The sequence below is a fragment of the Bartonella sp. AP58NXGY genome, from assembly GCF_042195785.1.
Lineage (GTDB): Bacteria > Pseudomonadota > Alphaproteobacteria > Rhizobiales > Rhizobiaceae > Bartonella.
Genome location: NZ_JBHIOY010000002.1, coordinates 1 through 25,472, shown reverse-complemented (window position 1 = coordinate 25,472; position 25,472 = coordinate 1). Strand labels below are relative to the sequence as shown.

The 25,472-nt window shown below is 37.4% G+C and carries 19 protein-coding genes and 3 pseudogenes; 13 read left to right on the top strand and 9 right to left on the bottom strand.

The genetic code is table 11. The features are described 5' to 3' along the window. Positions 1–82: 82 nt before the first annotated feature. Positions 83–730: pseudogene (locus ACFINC_RS01360) on the bottom strand (integrase arm-type DNA-binding domain-containing protein); the annotation flags it as partial. 1,312 nt (positions 731–2,042) lie between these two features. On the opposite strand from ACFINC_RS01360, the pseudogene ACFINC_RS01355 reads away from it, so the two are divergent. Then, positions 2,043–2,669, top strand: a pseudogene (locus ACFINC_RS01355) (tyrosine-type recombinase/integrase); the annotation flags it as partial. A gap of 606 nt (positions 2,670–3,275) precedes the next feature. On the opposite strand, the gene ACFINC_RS01350 reads toward ACFINC_RS01355, so the two are convergent. The 7 genes and pseudogenes from ACFINC_RS01350 to ACFINC_RS01320 form a co-directional block, all read right to left on the bottom strand. Next, the gene (locus ACFINC_RS01350; protein WP_375615777.1) at positions 3,276–5,264 is read right to left on the bottom strand and encodes a MacB family efflux pump subunit; all 1,989 of its coding nucleotides are present in this window, start codon (positions 5,262–5,264) and stop codon (positions 3,276–3,278) included. A 3-nt stretch (positions 5,265–5,267) separates the two neighbouring features. Continuing rightward, positions 5,268–6,494: an efflux RND transporter periplasmic adaptor subunit gene (locus ACFINC_RS01345; protein WP_375615776.1), complete on the bottom strand. Its 1,227-nt coding sequence runs from the start codon at positions 6,492–6,494 to the stop codon at positions 5,268–5,270. Beyond that, positions 6,491–7,972: an efflux transporter outer membrane subunit gene (locus ACFINC_RS01340; protein WP_375615775.1), complete on the bottom strand. Its 1,482-nt coding sequence runs from the start codon at positions 7,970–7,972 to the stop codon at positions 6,491–6,493. Before ACFINC_RS01340 ends, ACFINC_RS01345 begins: the two co-directional genes overlap by 4 nt. A 61-nt stretch (positions 7,973–8,033) precedes the next feature. Further along, entirely contained in the window at positions 8,034–8,849 is an 816-nt protein-coding gene (locus ACFINC_RS01335; protein ID WP_375615774.1) for an exodeoxyribonuclease III, read from the bottom strand. 33 nt (positions 8,850–8,882) lie between these two features. Then, positions 8,883–9,491: an outer membrane lipoprotein carrier protein LolA gene (locus ACFINC_RS01330; protein ID WP_375615773.1), complete on the bottom strand. Its 609-nt coding sequence runs from the start codon at positions 9,489–9,491 to the stop codon at positions 8,883–8,885. A 68-nt stretch (positions 9,492–9,559) separates the two neighbouring features. Further along, positions 9,560–9,803, bottom strand: a pseudogene (locus ACFINC_RS01325) (DNA translocase FtsK); the annotation flags it as partial. 784 nt (positions 9,804–10,587) lie between these two features. Further along, positions 10,588–13,017, bottom strand: a complete 2,430-nt coding sequence (locus ACFINC_RS01320; RefSeq protein WP_375615772.1) for a DNA translocase FtsK 4TM domain-containing protein — start codon at positions 13,015–13,017, stop codon at positions 10,588–10,590. Between the two features lie 715 nt (positions 13,018–13,732). Here ACFINC_RS01320 and ACFINC_RS01315 point away from each other — a divergent pair. Next, positions 13,733–15,010, top strand: coding sequence for a ubiquinone biosynthesis hydroxylase (locus tag ACFINC_RS01315; RefSeq protein WP_375615771.1), 1,278 nt, complete (start codon positions 13,733–13,735; stop codon positions 15,008–15,010). 2,056 nt (positions 15,011–17,066) lie between these two features. Here ACFINC_RS01315 and ACFINC_RS01310 read toward each other — a convergent pair. Further along, positions 17,067–17,354 carry an H-NS family nucleoid-associated regulatory protein gene (locus ACFINC_RS01310; RefSeq protein ID WP_375608594.1) on the bottom strand — a complete coding sequence of 96 codons (288 nt, stop codon included), beginning with the start codon at positions 17,352–17,354 and terminating at the stop codon, positions 17,067–17,069. Positions 17,355–18,096: 742 nt separating this feature from the next. On the opposite strand from ACFINC_RS01310, the gene ACFINC_RS01305 reads away from it, so the two are divergent. The 11 genes from ACFINC_RS01305 (at position 18,097) to ACFINC_RS01255 (ending at position 25,224) form a co-directional block, all read left to right on the top strand. Continuing rightward, positions 18,097–18,720, top strand: coding sequence for a hypothetical protein (locus tag ACFINC_RS01305; protein ID WP_375615770.1), 624 nt, complete (start codon positions 18,097–18,099; stop codon positions 18,718–18,720). A gap of 132 nt (positions 18,721–18,852) precedes the next feature. Further along, positions 18,853–19,152, top strand: a complete 300-nt coding sequence (korA, locus tag ACFINC_RS01300; protein ID WP_375615769.1) for a KorA family transcriptional regulator — start codon at positions 18,853–18,855, stop codon at positions 19,150–19,152. Next, on the top strand, positions 19,115–19,432 hold the full coding sequence (gene trwL / locus ACFINC_RS01295) for a VirB2 family type IV secretion system major pilin TrwL (protein WP_375615768.1): 318 nt from the start codon (positions 19,115–19,117) through the stop codon (positions 19,430–19,432). Before korA ends, trwL (ACFINC_RS01295) begins: the two co-directional genes overlap by 38 nt. Before the next feature lie 119 nt (positions 19,433–19,551). Next, a complete protein-coding gene (gene trwL / locus ACFINC_RS01290; RefSeq protein WP_375615767.1) occupies positions 19,552–19,860 on the top strand; it encodes a VirB2 family type IV secretion system major pilin TrwL in 309 nt (102 codons plus the stop codon). Between the two features lie 137 nt (positions 19,861–19,997). Then, positions 19,998–20,321 (top strand): VirB2 family type IV secretion system major pilin TrwL, encoded by a 324-nt coding sequence (trwL, locus tag ACFINC_RS01285; protein WP_375615766.1) that lies wholly within the window; start codon positions 19,998–20,000, stop codon positions 20,319–20,321. 136 nt (positions 20,322–20,457) lie between these two features. Further along, complete coding sequence (gene trwL / locus ACFINC_RS01280; RefSeq protein WP_375615765.1) at positions 20,458–20,775, top strand: VirB2 family type IV secretion system major pilin TrwL; 318 nt, start codon at positions 20,458–20,460, stop codon at positions 20,773–20,775. Between the two features lie 137 nt (positions 20,776–20,912). Further along, the gene (gene trwL, locus ACFINC_RS01275) at positions 20,913–21,224 is read left to right on the top strand and encodes a VirB2 family type IV secretion system major pilin TrwL (RefSeq protein ID WP_375615764.1); all 312 of its coding nucleotides are present in this window, start codon (positions 20,913–20,915) and stop codon (positions 21,222–21,224) included. A 138-nt stretch (positions 21,225–21,362) separates the two neighbouring features. Beyond that, the gene (locus tag ACFINC_RS01270; RefSeq protein ID WP_375615763.1) at positions 21,363–21,674 is read left to right on the top strand and encodes a conjugal transfer protein; all 312 of its coding nucleotides are present in this window, start codon (positions 21,363–21,365) and stop codon (positions 21,672–21,674) included. A gap of 12 nt (positions 21,675–21,686) precedes the next feature. Beyond that, positions 21,687–21,995: a type IV secretion system protein VirB3 gene (locus ACFINC_RS01265; RefSeq protein WP_375615762.1), complete on the top strand. Its 309-nt coding sequence runs from the start codon at positions 21,687–21,689 to the stop codon at positions 21,993–21,995. Positions 21,996–21,997: 2 nt separating this feature from the next. Then, on the top strand, positions 21,998–24,469 hold the full coding sequence (locus ACFINC_RS01260; protein ID WP_375615761.1) for a VirB4 family type IV secretion/conjugal transfer ATPase: 2,472 nt from the start codon (positions 21,998–22,000) through the stop codon (positions 24,467–24,469). Then, entirely contained in the window at positions 24,466–25,224 is a 759-nt protein-coding gene (locus ACFINC_RS01255) for a type IV secretion system protein (protein WP_375615760.1), read from the top strand. Before ACFINC_RS01260 ends, ACFINC_RS01255 begins: the two co-directional genes overlap by 4 nt. The last annotated feature ends 248 nt before the right edge of the window (positions 25,225–25,472 follow it).

Genomic DNA, 25,472 nt, shown 5'->3' with positions numbered 1-25,472 from the left:
ATTATAGAAAAGTCCTGCCTCTCAAGGCAAAGCAAGCGCAAAACCTATTGTGTTAGGATTGATGCTTCGCAAAATATCTTATAGCCGGCACATCTCTCCAATCCATAGCCGATCTATTGACGGTTTTATGGCGTTGTTTACCTAAGAGAGCACGTGCTTTTGTTGTTTCTTGTAAATAACATCCAACCCCAAGGCAGCAGCATGTTTGAGACAAATATTAAGACGGCTCAGTGCGTTACGCACTGTATCAACTTTTGTATGCCAAATTAGGAGCAAGGATATAGCGTATCTCTATTTGTATAATCTCCTGAAAAAGACAGACAGCCTAATTTTGATAAAATGTGAAGTTTCAAAGGTAAAAACCAGTTTCTATCTTTACCATCTCCTTTTAATTCAGCTTTACGACTTTTAAAAGTATCTAAAGCAATGTCTTTTAAATAACGGAGATTGCTTATTGCCTCACGCTTTTGTTTATTACGTTTTTGAATAGGGTCACGACCCTCACGTAACACAGAGCGCCACCCACTTGCCAATTCACGGGCTTGTTTTAAAGAGACATCTCTTAACGCCCCCAAGCCCATTTCACGACAGCAACCATGAATGGTATAACGGTAAATCCATTGTGCACCTCCATATGTACATTTGTGAAGAAGCAAGCCAGCACCATCACCACTTTGCCAGCCCATGGGTGTTGCAGCTCTTGGCACTTAAGACAGTTCATAAGAGCCATTTTTAATTCTTTCTTATACATTTTTTTCCCACATAGCCTACCCGCTTGTGACGTGCAAGCAAGTGATTTTAATTGATTCAAGATAAGCAGGTTTAAAATGAGAGAATTTTACGGTATTCAGTATTCTAATTCCAATTGAATAACGCCAAATTATCATTATAAATTAATGCCTTGTCTTAAGTGGTTCGTACATATCCTTTGTGTCATATCCATAAAGATCAGATTGATGGGGATATAGGGACTATCCTTGGCTTGAGAATATAAAGGCAAAGTAGAATGCCTCAATATACTGGCACATTCACGTGCTTGTTTTAAAGAAACATCTCTCACATCCAAAACTTATTTCGCTGCTCTGATTTGTAGATGATATCCCAATGGGATAAAAGCCCTCGTAAATGAATCCTCCCCAGATCACTATAAGATCTATTTATACCACCATCTTTATGTTTCATAAAAAATACAAGAAACCATACACTTTGCCCATATCCGAAATATCGCAACAGCCCTTATCACTGAGTGTAAAATATACCTCTTATCAATTATCCCAAGTTCTAAGCAGTATTACGGCAAATAGTGTAACGGTGCTGGCTTATTACTTCATGAAGCCTAAAGAGGGAGGGGATAAATAGACCTTATAGCAATCTAGGGAGCTTCCTCTCAACGAACACTCTCTTTTTAATACATGCTTCAGCACCATGAAATGAACTTTGAACGCACCAAGAGATGTTTCTTTAACATAAGTGCATAAATGTGCAACATAAGTATATTCTGTTTGCAGCATTCTTTTTACCATAAGAAAACGCCCCCCTTTAAAGAACGTGAAGAACAAAAACATAAGACAATACGCACCATTCACGAGAATGTGGAGGTTTGTTTCATTATTTTTATTTTTGTGAACTTCTTTTTGATGTTTCTCTATTTAAAAAGTTGAAAGCTTGATATCGCCTGAAGCTAAACGCAATTAAAATCTATCATAAAACCAATAATAAGCTATGCCAATACACATAATAATCAATATAGTTTTAGCTTCCCAGCAACATAAATCCATAGGTGTGTTTATCGCATCCTCCATACAAAGCTAAAGCTTCGCAGGAACCTATATCTCCATCGCATAAAGCTATAAGGAATCCAAAACCAACAAGATATTGATTTATAATGACAATTCACTGTTTTGTGTGATGAATGAGAGTCTCGAATATCGTAGGATTCTCTCATTTCAAATCTGTTTATCTTGAATCAATCAAAACCACTCATTTGCACATAACAAGTGAGATGAGTGTGTGGATCAAATTTGTATAAGAAAGGAATAAAAATGGCTCTTATGAGCCGTCTTAATGCAAAATCTGTCGCAACATTGGGGGCTGGAAAATATAATGATGGTGCCGGCTTGTTACTTCATAAGCGCAAAGATGGAGGTGCTCAATGGATTTATCGTTATACTCTTCACGGGCGCCGTCGTGAAAGGGGCTTGGGTGCTTTAAGAGATGTCTCTTTAAAACAAGCCCGTGAATTAGCAAGTGGGTGGCGCTCTGTGTTACGTGAGGGTCGTGACCCTATTCAAAAACGTAATAAACAAAAGCGTGAGGCAATAAGCAATCTCCATTATTTAAAAGATATTGCTTTGGATGCTTTTGAAAGCCGTAAAGCTGAATTAAAGAATGACGGCAAAGATGGGAATTGGTTTTTACCTTTAAAACTTCATATTTTACCTAAATTAGGCTGTCTGCCCGTTTCTGATATTACACAAACAGAGATACGCAATGTCCTTACTCCCATTTGGCATACAAAAGCAGCAACAGCTAATAGAGCTCTTAATCGTCTTAATATTTGTCTCAAACATGCGGCTGTCTTAGGTTTAGATGTTGATTTACAGACAACAGAAAAAGCACGCGCTCTCTTAGGTAAACCAAAGGTTACTCATACGAACGTCCCTTCTATTGCCATACAATGTGTGAAAAAAAGAACCGGTCTACGAATGAACAAAAGGAAAACTCTATAGATTAACACGCCTCGTATACCAGTTGTTTTTTTGGAGGGGTGGGTTTTAAGCTGTTTTTGTCTCGACTTGCTTTTTTGTTCTTTTGTTTGTTAAAAGATATACACTTCACTTTCCCCCGCTTTTTTAGATTAAATCTTAAAAGTCAGCGCGCATTATATTTCATTTAGCTTCCTTTCCGCATCTGAAAAGACAGGGATTCTTAACGAAATCCAGTCTGTAAACAGTCTCAATTCTAGCGGATTCCGCTTAGCTTTCTGCTTAATGGGATTCACTTACAAAAGGCGCGATAAGAAAAATTTAAGAATATTCGTAAAGCATTCCCAAAACATTTAATACCTCAAGGAAGATTATACACCCCTATACCACCACATCTCACATGATGTGTTGTGCTATAAATTCATGGTCTAGTAGCATTCCACTTAACGAATACAGCATTTTTTAGGAGAAAGAAGCGAATAGTGCTAAACTTTTCCCATCCATATTCTGCTTCACAAATGTTTCATCCAATTTGATATAACAACCAATATCTCTTAAATTGATAACCGCTTAATCACGCGAGAGTGCAACAACAGGATCAAGCCGTGAAGCTTGTCGCGCTGGAGAAAAGCCAAAACATATTCCTATGAGGGTTGAAAAAGTAAGAGACATAATGATCGATTCAATAGTATAAACCAAATGGATAGGTGCCTTAAACAGAAGAAACAAGCCACCGATAGAAAGTCCAAGCAAGATTCCCAAACCACCACCAATCACACAAACCAAAATCGCTTCAATGAGAAATTGCTGTAAAATATCACTTTGTCGTGCACCAACTGCCATACGCACGCCGATTTCATTGATCCGCTCAGAAACAGTGACCAACATAATATTCATCACCCCTATACCCCCCACAACCAGAGAAATAGCTGCAATTGAAGAAATTAAAAGTGTTAAAATATTTGTACTCTCCATGATACGTTCACGGAAAAATTCAGAATTTCTAATGAAAAAATCCTCCCCGCCATGCCGCATAATGAGAAAACGTTTTATCATAGTCTCCGCTAAATGTGAATCAATATCATCAGCAATCCTAACGGTAATTGCACGAACTTCCGTTGTACCAAGAAAACGCGTCTGCACTGTTGTATAGGGTAAATAAAGCTGTAAGGTATTTGATGTATCTCCACTTGCATTATTTTGCGAATCAACAACACCAATAATACGCGCTGGAACATTACCCACATGCACCACCTTTCCAAGGGGGCTTTCATGGCTATGGGGGAAAAGAACAGACAATGCTTCTTTCTCGATCACGAGATCAACCGCCCGATCATGGACACTTTTGTGATCAAAAAACTGTCCTTTGAAAACTTTGAGCCCCTGTGTCTGAAAAAATTGTTCTCCCACCCCCGCAATGACAGCATTGACTTCAACTGCACCAAAACGTACTTTCGAGCTTGCTGAAATCTGTGGTGTTACACCAGAAACATAAGGTAATCCAGACAAAGCTTCTGCATCAGCTTCAACCAAACTGGTTATTTTTTCTGCTTGTGGATCAGAAAAACTTTTGCCAGGAAAAATGGTTAATGTATTAGCACCTAAACTTTTAAAATTTTCCAGAATTTTCTCTCGTGTACCATTCCCTAACGCTACCATAGCAATAATCGCCCCAATACCGATAATCACCCCAAGCATTGTTAGAAAAGTCCGCATGCGATGTGCATTCATTGCCAACAGAGCCATCACAAACGCCTCACGGAATCGCTCAACAAAAGAACGAAAAAAGCCCAGTTTTTGTTGGCCTTTTAGATTTTGTTGTTCCTGAAGAGATTTTCTACCAACTTTTGCTTTTCCACCCCTTGACCGCTTATCAGCAATAATTTCCCCATCACTGATTTCGATAATACGCTCTGCTCTTTCAGCTACCTGCATATCATGGGTTACAATGATAATAGTACGCCCTTCTTGATGAAGTTCATCCAAAATATGCAATACTTCTTGCCCACTCTTTTTATCCAATGCACCAGTTGGTTCATCTGCAAGAATGACCTCCGCATTATTCATGAGCGCCCGAGCAATAGAAACACGTTGTTGCTGACCACCGGAAAGCTGATTTGGACGATGATTTATCCGATCACCCATGCCCAAACGCGTTAAAAGATCCTGTGCCCGCTTTTTTCTTGCTTCCACAGCACATCCCGCATAAATAGCCGGAATTTCAACATTACCAAGAGCTGTCAATTCATTCAACAAATGGTAACGCTGAAAAATAAAACCAAAATGATTACGTCGCAAAGCCGACAATTCATCCGCAGAAAGGGAAGCTGTTTCTTTACCAGAGATCCAATAACGGCCAGAAGTTGGACGGTCAAGACAGCCTAAAATATTCATCAAGGTAGATTTACCTGAACCGGAAGCACCTACAATTGCCACCATTTCACCACGTTTAATGGTAAGATTGATGTTTTTCAAAACGGTAACAAACGCTTCGCCCGCAGGAAATTTGCGCACAATATTTTCCAAGACGAAGACAGCATCTGCTTGATTTGTGCTCATGCTTTAACTCTCGTCTTCGCTATGCATGTTAGAAAACTCTGGCATCACTCCATCAGACGAACTGGTGATGACGACATCACCCTCGTTAAGTCCTGAAATAATCTCTGCCATAACCTTATTATTCAACCCAACGCTCACCTGTTTAGTAACCACCTTATTTTCCCCCACTAAAACAGAAACCCATGCTTTACGCTCTCTTGTCTCATCGCGTAAAGCATCACTTGGAACCAACAAGACATTCTGCGCGCGCCCTAAGATAATATGAACTTGAGCAGTCATATAGGTTCGCAAAAAATTATCCGCATTATCAACATGTAAAATTCCATTGTAATAGATAGCCGATGATATTAAAGCACTAGAACCACTCACCATACCAGGATTAATACTCACATCAGCACGAATTGCTTCAGGAGCCGGCTCTACTTTTTCTAAAACGCCTTCATAACGACGCTGTGTATTACCTAGAACTGTAAAATAAAGTGGTTGTCCAGCTCGGACTTTAAGAATATCTGCTTCTGAGATTTGCGCCTTGATCGTCATCTTTGATAAATCACCCAAAATAACAATTGTTGGCGCCGACTGAACCGCATTCACATTCTGCCCTTCTTCCACAACTGTTGCCAAAACCGTTCCCGCTGAAGGGGCAGTGATACGTGTATAACCTAAATTAACCTCTGCACTCTCCACATCAATTTGTGCTTGCACAATTTGTTGACGAAGTTGTTCAATTTGCGCCTCGCGTATTTTCACTTGTGTCGCAGCCTCATCGAGGTTCGCCCGTGAAATCGCTCGTGTTTCGATCATTTTTTTCTGACGCTCTAAATTTTTCTGTGCAAGAGAAAGATAGGCTTCTTGTTCTACCAAACTCGCATAATAATGCGATAATGCTGCTTTTTTTCTTTTTAAATCATTTTCCTGATCTGTAGGATCAATTTCTGCCAACAGATCGCCTTCTTTCACAACACTCCCAGGGGAAACGCGCATTGACACCACACGCCCTGTTGCACGCGCACCAACAGCCACCAACCGGTAAGGACGTACAAGACCAGAAGCTAAAACACTTTCTTCAATATCCCCACGCTTCACCACCGCTGTCATATATATTGGTGTGGATGTTCCAAAAAAAACAGAACGTAACCATAACAACAAGAGAATGAGAAATATAGCAGTTAAAAAGAAGGAAAGTTTTTTGTGTTTTGTAATGAAATTTTTGAGTAAGTTTTTTTTCATTTCCCTACCTTTGCACGCGAACTAGGTGCACTATCAACGACTTCTGGACGCGATACATCAACAACACCATCCCAGCCCCCCCCCAATGCTTTCATCAACGTGATATATTGCGTAACCAAAGAAACACGACTATCTTTAAGCGCCATTTGTGCAGAATAATAAGAGCGATCAGCATTTAACAATTCAAGAAAACTAGTATTTCCATTCTCAAAAAGGCTCCGTGAAAGTTTTAAGGAATGAAGAGAAGCTTTATTCGCAACGATTAGCTTTTCTAAGCGTTGATGTTCCTTCGTTAATCTTACAAGCGCATTTTCTACATCTTCTAAAGCTTCCAACACAGCAGCTCGATAAGTAATAAAAGCTTGATCACGCTGTGCGCGTGCTACCGCAATAGAAGCCTCGACCTGACCTCCATTAAAAAGAGGAAAACGAAGACCAGGTCCAAAAGACCAGCCAATCGTTGAATTTTTCCATAACTGATCAATTGCCGTTGCTGCTGTCGAAATATTACCTGTTAAAGTAAGTGATGGATAACGATCTGCTTCACGCTGACCAATCCGTGCTGTCGCTTGCGCATATTGACGTTCTGCCCGTCGCAAATCCGGACGAGTTAACAAAATATCTGCTGGAATTCCTGCTGGTATCGGCCAGCGCGGTTGTGGAATCTTTGCATGCTTAGCATTTTTTTGTAAAAGATCCTTCAATGCCGTAGGCACACGACCAGTTAAGACAGAAAGGCGATGAACGCTCATTGCTAAATTCGCTTCCATCTGTGATATATCTGCTTCTGTATTTGCCATTTGTGCTTGTGCATTTGAAACATCAAGCTCAGAAACATCACCAGCTGTTAATCTAGCGCGCATCAGTTCATAAGTTTTACGTTGTGATACAGCAATTTGCCGCACAATAAACAACTTTTGTTGCCAACCACGCATTTGCACATAATTTGTTGCCACATCTCCTAGTAATGTCACCATGGTAGCGCGCATATCTTCCACAGCCGCATCAAGGCCATAACGCGCTGCTTCAACAGCTCGTTTATGCCCACCAAAAAAATCCAGCTCCCAACTTGCATCAAAACCACTAAGATATTGGTTTAACAATGCATCAGACTGTCCAGAACGACTACGGGTTCCTGAAATTGAATTGGACACATTTGGCAAAAGAGTTCCCACAACCTGTCCTAAACCTGCACGCGCCTCACGTACCCGAGCTTTGGCAACAGCAACATTATTATTTCCAGAAATCGCGTAATCCATTAACGCATCTAGAACAGGGTCATTCAAATGCCGCCACCATCCGGCAAGCACAACTGGCTGCCCTGCAGTCTGTGCAGATTTTTCTCCCCAAGCTGCTGGAACACGAAAAGATGTTTTCTGGTAATTAGGACCAACCATACATCCTGACAAAAGCAAACACAACAAGACACTAGAAAATAATCCACGAGAAGCACCCCATTTGAGATTTCTGATATACATCCAGTCTCCCGCATTCTTTCAGAATCATTATTTAATATTAATACTTTATTTACCTCTTATTTCAAACTTGACGTGAAAAATCAAATACAGTTTGCACAGGAATATGATCTGAAGGACGTTCCCATCCGCGCGCATCACGAAAAGTTGCAAGATCCGCCACAAAAGGCGCTAAATCTGGAGAGGACCAAACATGGTCAAGCCGCCGTCCGTAATCCGTAAGCGCCCAATTGCGTGCACGATAACTCCACCATGTGTAAAGTTTAGTAGGAACAGGAATATGCAACCGCATAAGATCAACCCACCCGCCTTGACAACACAAATCCTGTAAACGCTCAGTTTCAATGGGGGTATGGCTTACAACCTTCAACAATTGCTGATGAGACCAAACATCCTCTGCCAAAGGAGCAATATTCAAATCGCCCAGCAAAAGAGAAGATATCCCCTTTTCCTGATCTGCGCGGATAAGAGACATTTCCTCTAAAAAATCAAGCTTATGACGAAATTTTTCATTCACATCAGCGTCAGGAATATCTCCCCCAGCTGGAACATAAAAATTATGAATCCGCAAGATTCTCCCATGGACTTCCACAATTACTGAGATATAGCGGCAATCTTGATTTTGACAAAAAAAACGCTTTTTTACCTTTTTAAAAGGTAAACGAGAAACAATAGCCACCCCGTTATAAGATTTTTGTCCACTCAATGCGATATGCTTATATCCTGCTGCCTCAAAGTCCCTCACTGGAAATAAAGCATCTGGACATTTTGTTTCCTGTAGACACAATACATCTGTAGGAAAGAGTTCCAAATACTGAAAAACCTGTGCAAGACGCAAACGAATAGAGTTAATATTCCAAGTCGCAATACGAAAAAACATCTGTTTTAATCTCAATGACGTGACACTATTTCTTCATTTCTGCGAAGGAAGTTTAAACATTCCATTAGCGAATCGAACATCTGTCTGCACATTCATAATCTGCACAGTAGTTTCCAAATTTTGTTGGTCAACAATTGTCCACTGCCGCAAAGCAGAACCTTGAGAATCAAAAACCATCCTTATTTGCCCTACCCCAATTGTTTGATCACGCAAAACAATCGTCACGGCCCCAGGATCTTCACGAAAGGCCAACAAACGCCCAGAAGATACGTCAATTTTATCATCCAACAGAAATTTCATTGGCGTTTGCGAAAGTTGGGAAAAGTTCCAAGTATTCAAAGCTCGATTGTTAATGCCCACAAATTGACCATCTGCAATAATCTGTAAAGGCATTTTCTTGTAAATAAAACGAATTTTCCCTGGACGCTCTAGATAAAACGTTCCTTGAGACATCTTTCCCTTTGGACTAAATTGAATAAAATCACCTGTCATTGTTTTGATTGCCGCAAAGTGGTTCACAACATTCTGCGCCTTTGCCACTTTATTAGAGGCTTGCGAAAAAGCAGGAAAAGTTAAACACCAAAAGACAATAATCCCCACAAACCCAAAGACTCTTCTTTGCGACAAAAAAGACGTTTTCATAAAAATGCTCCCAAGCAATACTTAATTGGCTTTATCATAAACAACAAATGATGAATAAATACCCTGCTTTATAAGATAAAGATATTATTTGAAAAAACTATCAAAAGATTTTTAAAAGTATTCTTCTCCAAAAGTCCCCCACAAAATTCCCGTTTTCCCGCATAATTTGCTGAACCAATGATGCCTTCTTCTTCCATTCCCTCAATCAATGTCGCCGCACGAATTATAAGCAATGCCTAAACAGTGTTGAATATCAGCATTTGAAGCCTAATCATCACAAAGCACAACAGCAACAGCTTGACAATAATCATCTGCTCAAGAAGAAGCCCCCCAAAACATCCGTCTTATATTCTTTAACCGTTTGCGGTATTGTTTCCAAAGAAACAATCTGCCTTTAAGCCTCCCCAAAGGACCAAAATTCCTACTTTTCTGCTAATTTGCTCAACGCATAATATATTTTTTCCCACTCATAATCTGTGAAGCAACATAGATTATAGGCAATACACGGAACCAATGAAGGACGAAACATAGTACTTTGCGAATCTGAAAACTCTTTTCAGAAACAAAAAGGTTTTTTGACTTCACCAAAAAGAATAAAAGTCCTCACCCGATCAGATCTATAAACAGTTTGGATTTTAGTAGGTTCCCCTTGGCTTCTCACCCCATATGCTTCACCTTACATAAAGCTGATAACCCCTACCTTAAATATTCAATACAGCCTTAAAAAAACACTTAATATATCAAGCCTTGCATACTTTTATACTACAGCACCTCACATGACATTATTTCACATCTATACCTTGATTTATAATGGTAAATTATCATTTTTCACCGTGAATCATAATGTCAAATACCGTAAGATTTTCTCACCATATACTTATCTCATATTGAATCAATTTAAATCATTGGCTTACATATCACAAGCAAGGCCGACATATGGATAAAAATTAATAAGCTAAAGAATAAAAATACTTCTTATGAATTGTCTCAAATACCAAGGACTGGAACAATGTATGATGATATCAACTTTTTACGGCAGAGTAGGATAACCACCTATTTTTATAAGATATTATTAAAAAACGCTTATCAAGATTTTTCAAAAGCGTTCTTCTTCAGCAGGAACTAAAATTTCTCGTTTCCCTGCATGATTTGCTGGACTAATAATCCCTTCTTCTTCCATTCTCTCAATCAATGTTGCAGCACGGTTATAACCAATGCCTAAACGGCGTTGAATATAAGAAATCGAAGCCTTACGGTCACGAAGAACAATAGCAACAGCTTGACTATAGGGATCATCTTCTGAAGGAGAAGCCAAAGAAACATCAGCACCATCCTCTTCAACTTCTTGTGTAATTGTTTCCAAATAATCAGGTCGTGCTTGCGCTTTGAGATGCGCAACAACCTGCTCCACTTCATCATCCGCGACAAAAGGTCCATGCACACGCTGAATACGTCCTCCTCCCATCATGAAGAGCATATCTCCCTGCCCCAAGAGTTGTTCGGCACCTTGTTCGCCTAGAATTGTTCGGCTATCAATTTTTGAACTCACTGAAAAAGAAATGCGTGTAGGAAAATTGGCTTTAATCGTCCCAGTAATAACATCAACAGAAGGACGCTGTGTTGCCATAATCACATGGATACCAGCGGCGCGCGCCATTTGCGCTAAGCGTTGAACCGCCCCTTCAATATCTTTACCAGCAACCATCATTAAATCAGCCATTTCATCAATAATGACAACAATATAGGGCATAGGACTAAAATCAAGCGTTTCCGTTTCATAAAGAGGCTCACCTGTCTCATGATCAAAGCCAACTTGAATTGTACGCACCATTGTCTCTCCTTGACCTTCTGACTCCTTGAGACGTGCATTAAACCCATCGATATTGCGAACACCAAGTTTTGACATTTTACTATAGCGCTCTTCCATTTCACGAACAGCCCATTTTAAAGCAATGACGGCTTTTTTAGGATCTGTCACCACCGGTGTTAATAAATGAGGAATGCCATCATAAACCGAAAGTTCAAGCATTTTTGGATCCACCATAATGAGGCGACATTGTTCAGGTGTCATCCGATAAAGCAGAGATAAAATCATTGTATTGATAGCAACAGACTTTCCTGATCCTGTTGTACCAGCAACCAAAAGATGAGGCATTTTTGCTAAATCCGCAATAACAGCTTCTCCCCCAATTGTCTTGCCCAAAGCAAGCCCTAATTTTGCTTTGCTTTCAATAAACTCCTGCGCTTGCACAATTTCTCTTAAATAAACCATCTCACGCTTTGCATTGGGCAATTCTATTCCAATCACATTGCGCCCTGGAACCACAGCAACACGAGCAGAAATCGCACGCATCGAGCGCGCAATATCATCTGCTAGACTGATGATACGAGAAGACTTAATGCCAGCAGCCGGTTCAAATTCATATAAAGTAACCACCGGTCCAGGACAGGCATCTATAATTTTCCCTTTGACCCCAAAATCTAACAAAACCCCTTCAAGTTCCTGAGAATTTGCTTTTAAAGAAGCAGGTGAAAGTTTTGCATCCCTAACAGATGGTGGTGCAACCGAAAGATAATCTAAAAGTGGAAGAACAAAACCACCATTTGAAGAAGCGGTTAAACGCTTTCGACTTTTAACAGGAGAAATTTCATTTTCCTCACACTTTTCTTTTTCATCCAAAAAAGTTGGTTCAATCCGATCAAATGGCTTTCCTCGTTTCTTACTCTGAGAACGCTTCTTGAAACAAAAAAGGCGAAAAAAATGCGCTTGTAAAAAATAAAAAAGATGTAAAATAGCGCCAAGAGTTGTCACAAAAAAACCGTGTGACACACGATCATCCTCTGCAGCATGTTCCGTATCTTCTTCCTCCTCAAAAATTGGATGAATGATTTCGTTTTTGGGTATGCTTTTTTCTTTTCTTTTCTTTGTTTGACGCCGCCATATCACATTGCCAGCAAAAGCAGCGATAAAAAAACCTAAAAGAATAAAAACAATACTGAAGCACACAGTGTAAAGTGGAGAAAGAAGAAAAGGAAAGATTGAAGAAGCAACACTTAAAGCTTTATCGCCTAAAACCCCTCCCAAGCCCATTGGCAATGGCCAATAAGTAAAAGAAGCAATAGGCGTCATAAGGGAAAAGGCAATTAAAAAACAAATCGTTGATACCATCCACAAAAAAAAGCGCCAAGACAAATTGTAGATATTCTTTTGTGCCAACAAAAGAAAAGACCAAAATAATGGCGGCAATAAAACAGCAAGACTTGCCAAGCCAAAAAACTGCATAATAAAATCTGAAAAAATCGCACCCAACCACCCCATAAGGTTTGTCACCTCATTGGTATTTGCATGGGTTAAAGATGGGTCCGCAACATTCCAAGTTGCCAAAGCAAATACACAAAAAATAATAAAGCCCAAAAGCCCAAGCCCAATGAAAACGCCAATCTGGCGTAAGAACATTTCAATAAGCCGAAAACCTTGAGAATTTCGTGCTTCTAATGAATCATAAGGAGAAGAACTTCGGTGCATCCATCAATTCCAAATACAAAACTTTTATATTGAAAGAGTTATACCTTCCTCCCTCTTAAAAAAAGACGAAGCTTAAACTCAGCGCCAATCTGTAAACAATCCAGCTTCTTATCTAGCAGATTCTACCTTCTAACCATTTCATATCGTTCATATACCACACCTTAAGGGACAATACTTCATAAGGCGGAAAAAAAAGCCCTACTTTAAATATCTATAACACGATCAACCAAAAAACACCTCATGTGTAAAGTTTTACATAATAATGCACTCCTAAACAGAAGATGTTTTACGCTACATCATGTTAATAGCAAAAGATTAATACCGTTTTAACCATCACTAATGAGCCCATTTTTCCTTATCTATCATACGCACTAAATGCACCCCTTCGAGGGACAAACATATTAAAGAGCATTCATACAAATTAAAAAATACAATATCTTCTTTGTTTAATTTTAGTTTTCTTTTTTATCAACCAAGTGTAAAAAGAATTGAAGAAGATATTCAAAAAAGCTTATCCGATAAATCTGTAAGATGAATCACATAAATGATTAAGCAAAAAAACTCTGAAAAACTAATCTGTCACCAGATTGGCGCCAAAAAGAAACCTCGTTCTTGTAAAGCAGAAAGAAAAATAAAAGTTAAGATATTTTAGGCAATGTAAAAAGATATTCTTTTTAAAAGAAAGCAAACTATAAACAATGGAAGAAGAAGTATTGTGTGTTCTAATCGCAATAAAGACGTACAACCCAATAAAAAAATAAAATCCCATAAAACCAAACAATGTGATCTCCTCATTGCGGGAGGAGCAGCTGTCGGCTTAACACTAGCAATAGCACTCAAGCAAACAGCCCCTAATCTGAAAATAAAAATCGTTGATGCTGCTCCACAAGGAGATACCCCTGCTTCTAACATACGAACCATTGCCCTTACTGCTGCTTCTATTCGTATGTTAAAACAATTACAATGTTGGGAACCTATAGAGCCCTATGCGCAACCCATTCGTTCAGTGATCATCACAGATACAGGGACAAATGACCCTGTCAAACCCACTCTTTTAACCTTTGAAGGCGATATCACCCCCAATGAACCCTTTGCTGCTATGGTAGAACATAGAGAACTCATCAACACTTTAAAAAAACGTGTCAAAGATCTCAATATCCCTGTTATTACAAACACACGTGTCATTGATTTTCATCAAGAAGATCAACATACAACCGTCACTTTAAATAATGAAGAGGTTTGGCAAACAAAATTGCTTATTGCAGCTGACGGAGCCCATTCGAAATTACGCAAAAAAGCAGGTCTTAAAAACTTTTCTCATCCCTACAAACAAACAGCAATTATCTGCACAATTGAACATGAAAAACCCCATTATGGTCAAGCAATTCAACATTTTTTACCTGCTGGCCCTTTCGCTCTTCTCCCTCTCAAAGGCAACCGGTCCGCTATTGTGTGGAATGAAGACCATAAAACTGCGCAATATTATCTCAAAGCGGATGCACTTATTTTTGAAACAGAACTTGAAAGACGCATCGGCCATCGATTAGGAAAACTATCTTGGAATGGCGAACGTCAAGCTTTTGCTTTGAGCCTTTCTTTAACACGTCAATGTATTAAGCCACGTTTTGCCCTCGCTGGTGATGCAGCCCATACCATCCACCCCATTGCAGGACAAGGACTAAATTTAGGATTACGCGATAGCGCTGCACTGGCTGAAGTCATTATTGAAACAGCACGTTTAGGTCTTGACATTGGCTCCCTCACTGCTTTAGAGCGCTATCAAAGCTGGAGACGTTTTGAAATTGTCCGTATGGCTTTAAGCAATGACTGGCTTAATAAACTCTTCTCCAACGATAACCTTCTCTTACGGATGCTGCGCGATACCGGTCTTGGAATTGTCAACCAAGCGCCAAAAATAAAAAAATATTTCATTCAAGAAGCTTCCGGACTCACCTCCAATGCCCCACGTCTCCTACACGGCTTTCCACTTTAAGAAAAAATCCATACCATTTCATTTTTTACATCCTTTGACTTCCTCACACACCTCAAAGAAGAAAAAAATCCCTCTCGACTTGATCTGTTTACAGTCCGGATTTTTATCGAGTAGGTTTCCCTTGACCTCTTTCTCACGCATTTTACTTAAACATTAAGACTCGATAAACAAGTCATCCTTTAAGAATATTCATAACACACTGAAAAAAACATTTAATATTTCAAGGAGGTTGTATCACCACACCTCAAAGGACGCTCTTTCACAGCATAACAAAATAAACAAAGCTTTTTAGCACATAACAGTTTTATTTATAATAATAACTCATTGTTCTCATATTGAATGAGAACTCTGAAGTTTGTAAAATACTCTTAATTTCAAATCTGTATATATTGAAATAATCAAAATTATATCTTTTGCACATCACAAGCGGAATTGGCGTATAGATAAAACAATTTAAAGAAAGCAATAAAAAGCCTCTCATGAACACTCTCAAGTGCAAAAGCTATCCGCAACATAGAAATTGGCAAAGTGCGTAACGGTACCACCTTACATCCTATTACTAAAATAAAGATGGTGGTGCACAATAGATTTTATATGATCATAGGAGAACTTATACGTTATATTATTCACGAGCAGTGTCATAAAATGAGCTTAGTTACATTGAAAAGGTTTCTTTTAAAAAGCATGTAAATTGGCAACACAAATGCATCCCGTTGCGCTCTATTTTACGACAAATCCTTCAATTTATATGGAAATGCCACAATTTCAAAAACTCTGATATACAACAAAGTGTTCCGCACTCTATACCATCACATATAATTGTAAACTTGCATATTACCCCTATTTTTGCACCATAAAAGAAAACGGATAGAAATAAAAAATGCTCAATCTTTTCATTTTCAATGCACTCTTTATTCCTGATACATACATGCATATCAATGAATTTTAATCACAAACACTTAGAAATATGTCATAAAATTCTATTAAAACCCATACTAGCCATAGAAAATTTCCATTTTCAACACACTTACTCACATCTACTATACGAATAATAAATAAAGTGAATGTCTCACATATATAGTCTTACAAAAAAGACTAAACAAAATCTATGAAAAACATAAAACTCTTGTTCTACAAAACCTATTTCAAAAATATAAGGATATTAATTTAACAACATATTGATTGATAAAATTATCATTTTACGTATTGGATTAGAATCCTGACGCAATCAATTTTCTCATTTCAATCCTTTTTGTAAGGAATCAATAAAACCCATTTATGTGCACAGACTAAAAAAAGCAACGTCAGTAAAACTATAAAAAAGGAGGTAAAATGCTCCTCTTAAAATCAATGCATTGATTTATAAGGATCATTTATCGTTTTCAACTTGAATAAGAAACCCCGAATATTGTTAACCCCTCTCATTTCAAATCTCGATATATTGAAGTAACCAAAATCATACTCTAACACGTCATAAGCAGGAATAACGTGGGAGTGAAAACACGAAAAAAAAAAGCGTAAAAAGCCTCACACTCCCAAGTGCTAAGGGCTCTCGCACACAGAATTCTCACAACACCAAAAAATGTCACAATATCCAAGAGCTGACGCAGTATAGATGCTGCCAGCTTTTTCTTTTATTAAGTGTAAAGATGAGAATGCTCTATTAAACTTTATATCCTTCCTGGTAGCGCTTTATCGTTATATCCCGCACGAGCTCCAACATGAAATGGGTGTAACGAGCTTTAAGACATATCTCTTAAAAAAGCACGCACATGTGCAGCACAATAGCGTTCTATTTTATATGAGGGACGTGATTCCATTAAATGTTAAGAGTAAAATTACAGCATTTTAAGCTGGCAAACTTAATGATGATGCCAATTTATTACAACAATACCTTTTTCATTTAAATACATTGGTTCATGCTCCCTATCGTTTTATTCGATCACTCAATACTCTACATCCGTTTATTATCTTTGTATATCAAATGATCAAAAAGAGCATACTTCTTGCATTCATATTTTTTAGTATTCCCTTATCTTGTAATATTGCACATGTGTTATGTTACTTCTAGTTCATCAAGTGTATACCCATTTTCCAACCACTCTTTAATCCACTTAGGTCTACGTCCCCGCCCATTCCATAATTCCCATTGGTTATTAGGATTTCGATAATGACGCTCTTTATTTACAAGATCAGCGATATCAATTCCATGGGCATTAGCAATTTCAAGAATTTTTCGTCGCGCATTTTGCTTTTCCTTTGCTTGCCGTTTTTTCAATTCCACATCGATTTGTGTACGCATCTCTTGTAGTTCATCAAAATTCATATTTTTGAGATCATTCACCTTAATTACTCCCCTTGCAAAAAAGAACTACTCTTTGCCATATTTTAAACATAATTATAGACGATTTTTGTCTATTTGTTATCGAAATTAAAATTACGATAAATATATCACTTTGACGGAGATGTGCTTTGAACTACAAAAAGCTGTTTATTGGTATATCAATTACCAGCACTGTATATTTTTTCAGTTCAATCATGAGAACTGGTAAGTACAGTGCACAAACACCATCACACCTCTCTGACTCTCATGAGTCAGTAGTCAAAGGTAAATATAAATCGCCATTCTATAAACTATGGCAATATGCGACAAAGAACAAGCCCTCTTCCTATAATGGTAGTGTAATTTATTATGAGAATAAGAGACCCCCTCAAGTACAATGGCTTTTTACTTCGTATAAATGTTTTTTGAAAAGATTTTTGCAACTAAAAAGTTGTATAAAACAAGTCCCTTCATTAAAATCTCAGCGATCATTCTTGCTTAAAAGCATCACTTTTTTCCGTAAGTCCAATAATATTGGTTGGCGTAATGTGTCCTATTTTATCCCTCACATTGACCTCAATGGTTGGATATTGGCATATATTAAACATCTCCTTAGAAAAGAACAGTTCAATAATCACAAAGAATATTCTGAGCTAAACAATCCCATTCTGCAAATTTATAAAATCAAAAGACGGAAACAAAAAGCACCACACAGAATTGGCATTTGTATCCATAAAATTTTTCATAATAAGGTGTATTGCTGATGATTGTCTCAGATTTCACAATGTTTGCTGCTGCATATATATCCAATACCCCCCCCTGCCCAGTATTTTCAGCTCTCATCGAACAAAGAGAACAGGATAATATTTATATAACAGATAATAATAAATTATTCCGTCAATCATTTTCATTTAGAAAAGGAAGCGCAACAAATCAGCAGTTTAAACAAAGTAAACATAATTTTGACGTAAACTTGGAACAAAGTGGCGTCGGAGATGTGAAATCATTTTTTCTTTTTGACACATTTGGTTTTTGCAGAAATCCTAAAGCTAAACAAACCGCTTTAACCTACCACTATGAACCAACAGCATTTGTATATAACTCTAAAGAGGATACATTACAGTCCGCGCTAAATTTCTACAATATAGGAAATTTAAATAACCTTTATATGCAGAAGATTTCTTCATTTTTTGAAGTAAAAACTTCTCATCTTGTAGATGATCAAACGTCACAAGAATCTATAGAAATTCACGAAAGAGAACAAAGACAAACAACGAAGACAGAAGCTCTTTCCAAAGAAGAACTAGAAGATGTATTTGCACATAAAGCAAGTAGCGCTCATGATGCTTTTGCAACGGAGAATTCTTCTTCATTAAGAAAAAACTAGAGTGATGATTGATGTTATCACAAATTAAAACTAAAATTTTGATAGGATATTACAATGAAAAGTAGATAAAGAAATATTAAAGCTCTAATTAGTAAGATTAGATAAAATCTCTTCTAATTGAGGGCAAAAAAAATGAAAATGATAGAACAGAACAGCGTTGATATAGCATTTAATCAGAAAGCAGCACGAGAAATTACAATTGTGATGCGCTCGGAAAGGGAGTGGTATTTTACGTTTGTTGCCGATGATCCAATCACCGGAAAACCAAATAAATATACGCTTCTTACACAAAGAGGAAAACTAAGGACTTGGGCAGATCCAAAATATCTCTTTAAATTTCTTTATGAAAGAGGGGTTATTTATGGGAGTTTTAATCTTAATCAGGATGAAAAACATGAAACAATTAAATATTCTTCAAACAATAGTTCGTAATAAAACAACTCAGATCTATGCAGCTTTAACTGTATTTTTTATGGCACATCCAGCATGGGCGCAAGCACAAGGTTTAGAAAATGCAAAAAAAGCTTTAGGCGAATTTAAAAAAGAATTAACAACGATTATCCCTATCGCAGCTGCCGTTATACTTTTATGCCTAGCAATTGGTTATGCGGGACGCTACATCGAAAAAGACACATTTGTACGATGGGCAATCGGTGTCATCATCGCAGGTTCAGCAGCTGAGCTTGCGAATATGTTATTCATAAAACCATAAAACATCTTTTTATTCAAAGAGAAACCTGAATTTTAAAGATTTTATCTATATCAATAAAAGCCATATCAGAAAAATAAAGCATTCATATCAACTGTAATCTAAATTGGGGTAAAAAAAATATGAAACAATCAAATATCTTTCAAAGAGCAGTTAATAAAAGTATCTCAATTACGACAATAATGACTGCTTTTTTTCTAGCACATCCCGTGTGTGCTCAAGCACAAAAGTTAGACAATGCAAAAAGTGCTTTAGATAAATTCAAGACAGAATTGATTGGAATTATTCCAATCGCTGCTGCTGTTATACTTTTGGGCTTAGCAATTGGTTATGCAGGGCGTTATATCGAAAAAGATACATTTGTACGGTGGGCAATCGGTGTCATTATCGCTGGCTCAGCAAGTGAGCTTGTCGCTTTATTGTTTAAATAGCTGATAAATCTTTGAAAATATGAAATGTTAATGAAAAAAGCTTTTAGATTTCAATACTTTCGTTGCACGTCAATGAAATTATTTCTTATTTCGTAAAAGATTATTTATACCAAATACAATATGATAGGCTAAGCAATATGAGAAAATTAATCAATTTCCAATTAAAAGATAATAATAATAAAATTATCGCAATTTCTGCAATCATGACTGTATTTTTTATGGGTGATTCTGCGTACGCTCAAGTGCAGAAGTTAAAAAACGCAGAGAATGCTCTAAAGGCTTTACAGGAAGATCTTATTAAAAACATTATTCCTGTTGCTGCAGCTGTTATACTTTTATGCCTAGCAATCGGTTATGCAGGGCGCTACATCGAAAAAGATACGTTCGTGCGGTGGGCAATAGGTGTCGTTATCGCTGGCTCAGCAACTCAGCTTGCTACATTGTTGTTTACAGGTAAATAAAAATAACATTATGTATCAAGTATAATACATAATGTTTATTATATAAGTTGTCTATCAATTATAAAATAAGCCAAAAGTGATTCTATTTGTATTAATATATATGAAATGTTGTTTAGAATCTTAATAAGAGTAAAATATGAAAAAATTAATTAGTTTCCAATCAAAAAATAATAATAAAATCATTGCAATTTTTGCAGCTGTAAATGCCTTTTTTATAACACATCCTGTATATGCAGACTTAAAGCATGCTAAAGATGCTTTAACTAGTCTCCAAACAGACCTTACGACCCACATTATCCCTCTCGCCGCTGCCGTTATACTTTTATGTCTAGCAATTGGTTATGCGGGACGCTACATCGAAAAGGATACATTTATACGGTGGGCAATTGGCGTTATCATCGCTGGCTCGGCAACCCAACTTGTTACAATGCTATTCAAAGGTGCTGGCGGTTAAACTTAACCACGACAATATATAATACCAAACATTGTTTTAAGGTAAGATTTTTCTATCAATTATAAATAAACCAATGGCAATTTCATTTATATTCAAGGTATATGAAATGTTATTTACAATCTTAATGAAAGTAAAATATGAAAAAATCAATTGATATACAATCAAAGAACAACAACAGGATTACTGCAATTTTTGCAGCTATAGCCGCGTTTTTTATAACACGTCCTGCATATGCACAACTAAAAAATGCTAAAGATGCTTTAACAAATCTCAAAACAGATCTTATTGACAACATTATTCCTGTTGCTGCTGCCGTCATCCTTTTGTGCTTAGCAATTGGCTATGCAGGACGTTACATCGAAAAAGATACATTTATACGGTGGGCAATCGGCATTATCATTGCTGGTTCAGCAACCCAACTTGTTGCAATGTTATTCAAACCTAATTGAAATCAACCATAATTAATAAAATACGGAATGTTTTAAGCATATCTATCGAGTGTAACTTTGCACCGACAATAATATCAACATATTGCAAAAAAGGAAATGTTATTCATAACACTCTCAGTTTAAATAGGAGTAAAAGATATGAAGCAATCAAATATTCTTCAAGCAAAAACGTGCAACAATATTAGTATTATTGTTATCGCTTTAATTGTGTTCTTAATAACTCAATCTGCATATGCTCAAACGGAAACAAGAAGTTTAGATGTTTTTATAGGGGTGCAATATGGGTTAAGTATGGTTATTCCTATTGCCGCTGCCATCATTCTTTTATTTCTTTTGCTTGTTTATATACTTCGCATCATTGCAAGATCTACATTCATACGGTGGGCATTTAGTGTCATTATTGCTGGTGCAGCCTTCTATATTAGCCACATATTATTTAACATCCAGTAACAAGGACATTCCATGAAATCACAAGAACAAAAATCATTCCCATTATTCAAGGGAGCGACACGTGTTCCAACAATGTGGGGCGTCCCCATGATGCCACTTATTGTTATGATTATGGGGGTCGCTGTTATTGCTATGACAATAAATATCTTTTTGTGGATTATAGCGCCGCCATTATGGTTCGTTATGGCGCAAATTACAAAAAACGATGACAAAGCATTCCGTATCTGGTGGTTATGGATCGATACCAAGTTTCGCAATCGCAATAAAAGCTTTTGGGGCGCATCGAGTTATAGTCCCTCTAATTATAGTAAAAGGAGATAAGCATGACAGCTGTTGAAAGCAGCAAACGTCTCGCATCAGAGACACCTGTAAGCCTGTTCCTTCCCTATTCACATCATATTACAGATACAATTATCTCTACGAAGAATGCGGAATATTTGTCAATTTGGAAAATTGACGGACGCTCGCATCAAAGTGCTTCAGAAGAAGATATTTTTCAATGGACAAAAGAATTTAATAATACTCTACGGGGTATTGCATCGGCTAATTTATCATTTTGGACGCATATTGTACGCCGTCGTGTTTATGAGTATCCTGATTCAACATTTGATCAAATGTTTTGCTATCAGCTTGATGAAAAATATCGACAAAGCTTTACTGGTTATAATCTGATGGTTAACGATCTGTATCTGACTATCGTTTTCCAACCAATAGCAGATAAAATTATGTCGTTCTTTTCTCAACATGAGCGCGAAACGCTTGATCAAAAAAAGATGCGACAAGACTTATGTATCAAAGAACTCAATGACATTAATCGTACTTTAGGCCAATCATTAAAGCATTATGGTGCAGAACTTCTTGGTACTTATGAAAAAAATGGCCATGCTTATTCTTCTGCACTTGAATTCCTCGGAATGCTTGTCAATGGCGAATATCGCCCTATGCCAATTTGCCATGACCATTTTTCTGACTATATGTCCATCAATCGACCTTTTTTCTCAAAATGGGGTGCTCTTGGTGAACTGCGAACAATCAGTGGAATGCGTCGATTTGGAATGCTGGAAATTAAGGAATACGACGCAACAACCAGACCAGGACAACTGAATATTTTGCTGGAAAGTGATTTCGAGTTCGTATTGACGCAGAGTTTTTCGGTGCTCTCCCGACATGCTGCTAAAGATTATTTACAACGACATCAGCGTAATCTTATTGATGCACGAGATGTAGCAACGAGCCAAATTGAACAAATTGACGAAGCACTCAATCAGCTTGTCAGTGGGCATTTTGTTATGGGGGAGCATCACTGTACATTAACCATATATGGTGATACAATTCAACAAGTTCGTGACCATATGGCCAAAGCAAGTGCAGCACTCTTAGACGTTGCGGTATTACCTAAACCTGTAGATTTAGCGATAGAGGCTGGCTATTGGGCACAACTTCCTGGCAATTGGAAATGGAGACCCCGTCCTGCTCCAATTACATCACTGAACTTTTTATCATTTTCATCTTTTCATAATTTTATGTCAGGAAAACCCACAGGTAACCCGTGGGGACCAGCCGTCACAATTCTTAAAACGACCAGTAAAACGCCGCTTTATTTCAATTTTCATGCCTCCAGACTTGAAGAGGATTCAACCGATAAACGATTACTCGGTAACACCGCACTTATCGGACAATCTGGATCTGGTAAGACTGTGCTGCTCGGCTTTTTATTAGCACAAGCGCAAAAATTTAAACCAACAACTGTTGTTTTCGATAAAGATCGTGGTATGGAAATTGCCATTCGAGCGATGAATGGAAAATATCTGACATTCAAGCCAGGTAAACCAAGTGGCTTTAATCCATTTCAACTTCCTCCCACACAAGAGAATCTGATTTTCTTAAAACAATTTGTTAAAAAATTAGCAGAAGCTGGTGGCGAAATCACACATCACGATGAGGAAGAAATTAACAAAGCCGTTATGTCTGTTATGAGTAGTAACATTGACCAATCGCTGCGTCGTTTGTCTTTTCTGGTGCAATTTTTACCAAATCCACATTTGAGTGATTATAACGCACACCCATCTGTTCACGCTCGCTTACTAAAATGGTGTGAAGGTGGTGATTATGGATGGTTGTTTGATAATCCTCATGATGCTCTTGATCTTTCAACACATCAAATTTACGGCTTTGATATCACGGAATTCTTAGATAATCTAGAGACTCGTACTCCAGTGATGATGTATTTACTTTATCGTACAGAAGGCATGATTACCGGACAACGGTTTATGTATATCTTTGATGAATTTTGGAAGCCGTTGCAAGACCCATACTTTGAAGATTTGGCAAAAAATAAACAAAAGACTATCCGTAAGCAAAATGGTATTTTTGTTTACGCAACACAAGAGCCTAGCGATGCTTTAGAAAGTAATATTGCCAAAACACTCATTCAACAATGTGCAACTTACATTTTTCTAGCCAATCCCAAAGCAAATTATGAAGATTACACAAAAGGCTTTAAATTAACAGATACTGAGTTTGAACTCGTTAAAGGGCTTGGTGAATTTAGTCGCCAATTCCTCATTAAGCAGGGAGACCAATCCGCACTTGCAGAGCTAGATCTCGGTAAATTCCATGTAACAAGCTATGGAAAAACCATCGAACATGACTTTAGTGACGAACTCTTGGTGTTATCAGGTACGCCTGATAACGCAGAGTTGGTCGAAAGCATTATAACGGAAGTTGGTGATGATCCAGCAATATGGTTACCAATTTTCTTACAGCGCGTAAAAAATGACAGGAGGGAAACATGAAGAAACAAGTCATTTCAATAGCAGTAGCAATAATGTTAGGAACACCAAGCTTGGCGATGGCTTGGAGTTTTGGCCTTGGAACAGCAACTTTGGCAGAAAAAATTTCGAATTCTTTGTCTTGGGGAAGTTCAAGAAAAGAAACTAAAAAGCCTTCATCTAAAAAGCCTTCTATGCCTCAGCATTATATAGAAATTATACAACTGATAAAACAACAGCTTGAGCAAGCAAGAAAAACACACCAATCAATAACAGAAAATCGACAATTTGGCATAAAAAAACTCAAAACGGAGCAAACGGATAATACCAGCTTTTTTCTAAAAGATCCAGAAACACTCTACAATAAAAATACTTATTCAACTATATCCGCATCACTTGCAAATATCTTAAAAGAAGAAGAAATTCTTACCTCTCTCCAAGAATCTCGCGATGCTATCGCTAAACGTATTGAATATGCATCTCTCATGGATAAAGCTGTAAGTTTGCAAACTTTTCAAGAAACAAAAAATCGTTTTACACAAATTGAAAAACTATTAAACGAAATCGAAAAAACAAAAGACTTAAAAGGTATTGCTGAATTACAATCACACATTATTGGAACGTTAGCGATGATTCAAAACGAAACAACAAAATTATATATGGTCACACATTTACGCAACTCTGAACAATCACTTATCAAACAGCAAAAATACAAACACAATGTAAAAATTTTGAATAGTAAAAATACAAAAATGCCTACCATAAGATTTATTAGGTAAAGCGTTTTATTACCAACATTTTGTATATTATTTTCCTTTCTGCTCGTAAAAAGCAAAAGTTAATGCATATATTTACCTCTCTCTCATAGACTGAAAGGGCCTTATAAAATTTAAGACCATTCTAAAAAAATTTTCAACAAAAAATACTTAGAAAATCATATAAGAAATGAGATTCATTAAAGAGGAATGCCATGAACTTCACACTGTTCACGCAACTTTTCACTGAAATTGACAAAATAACAAAAACT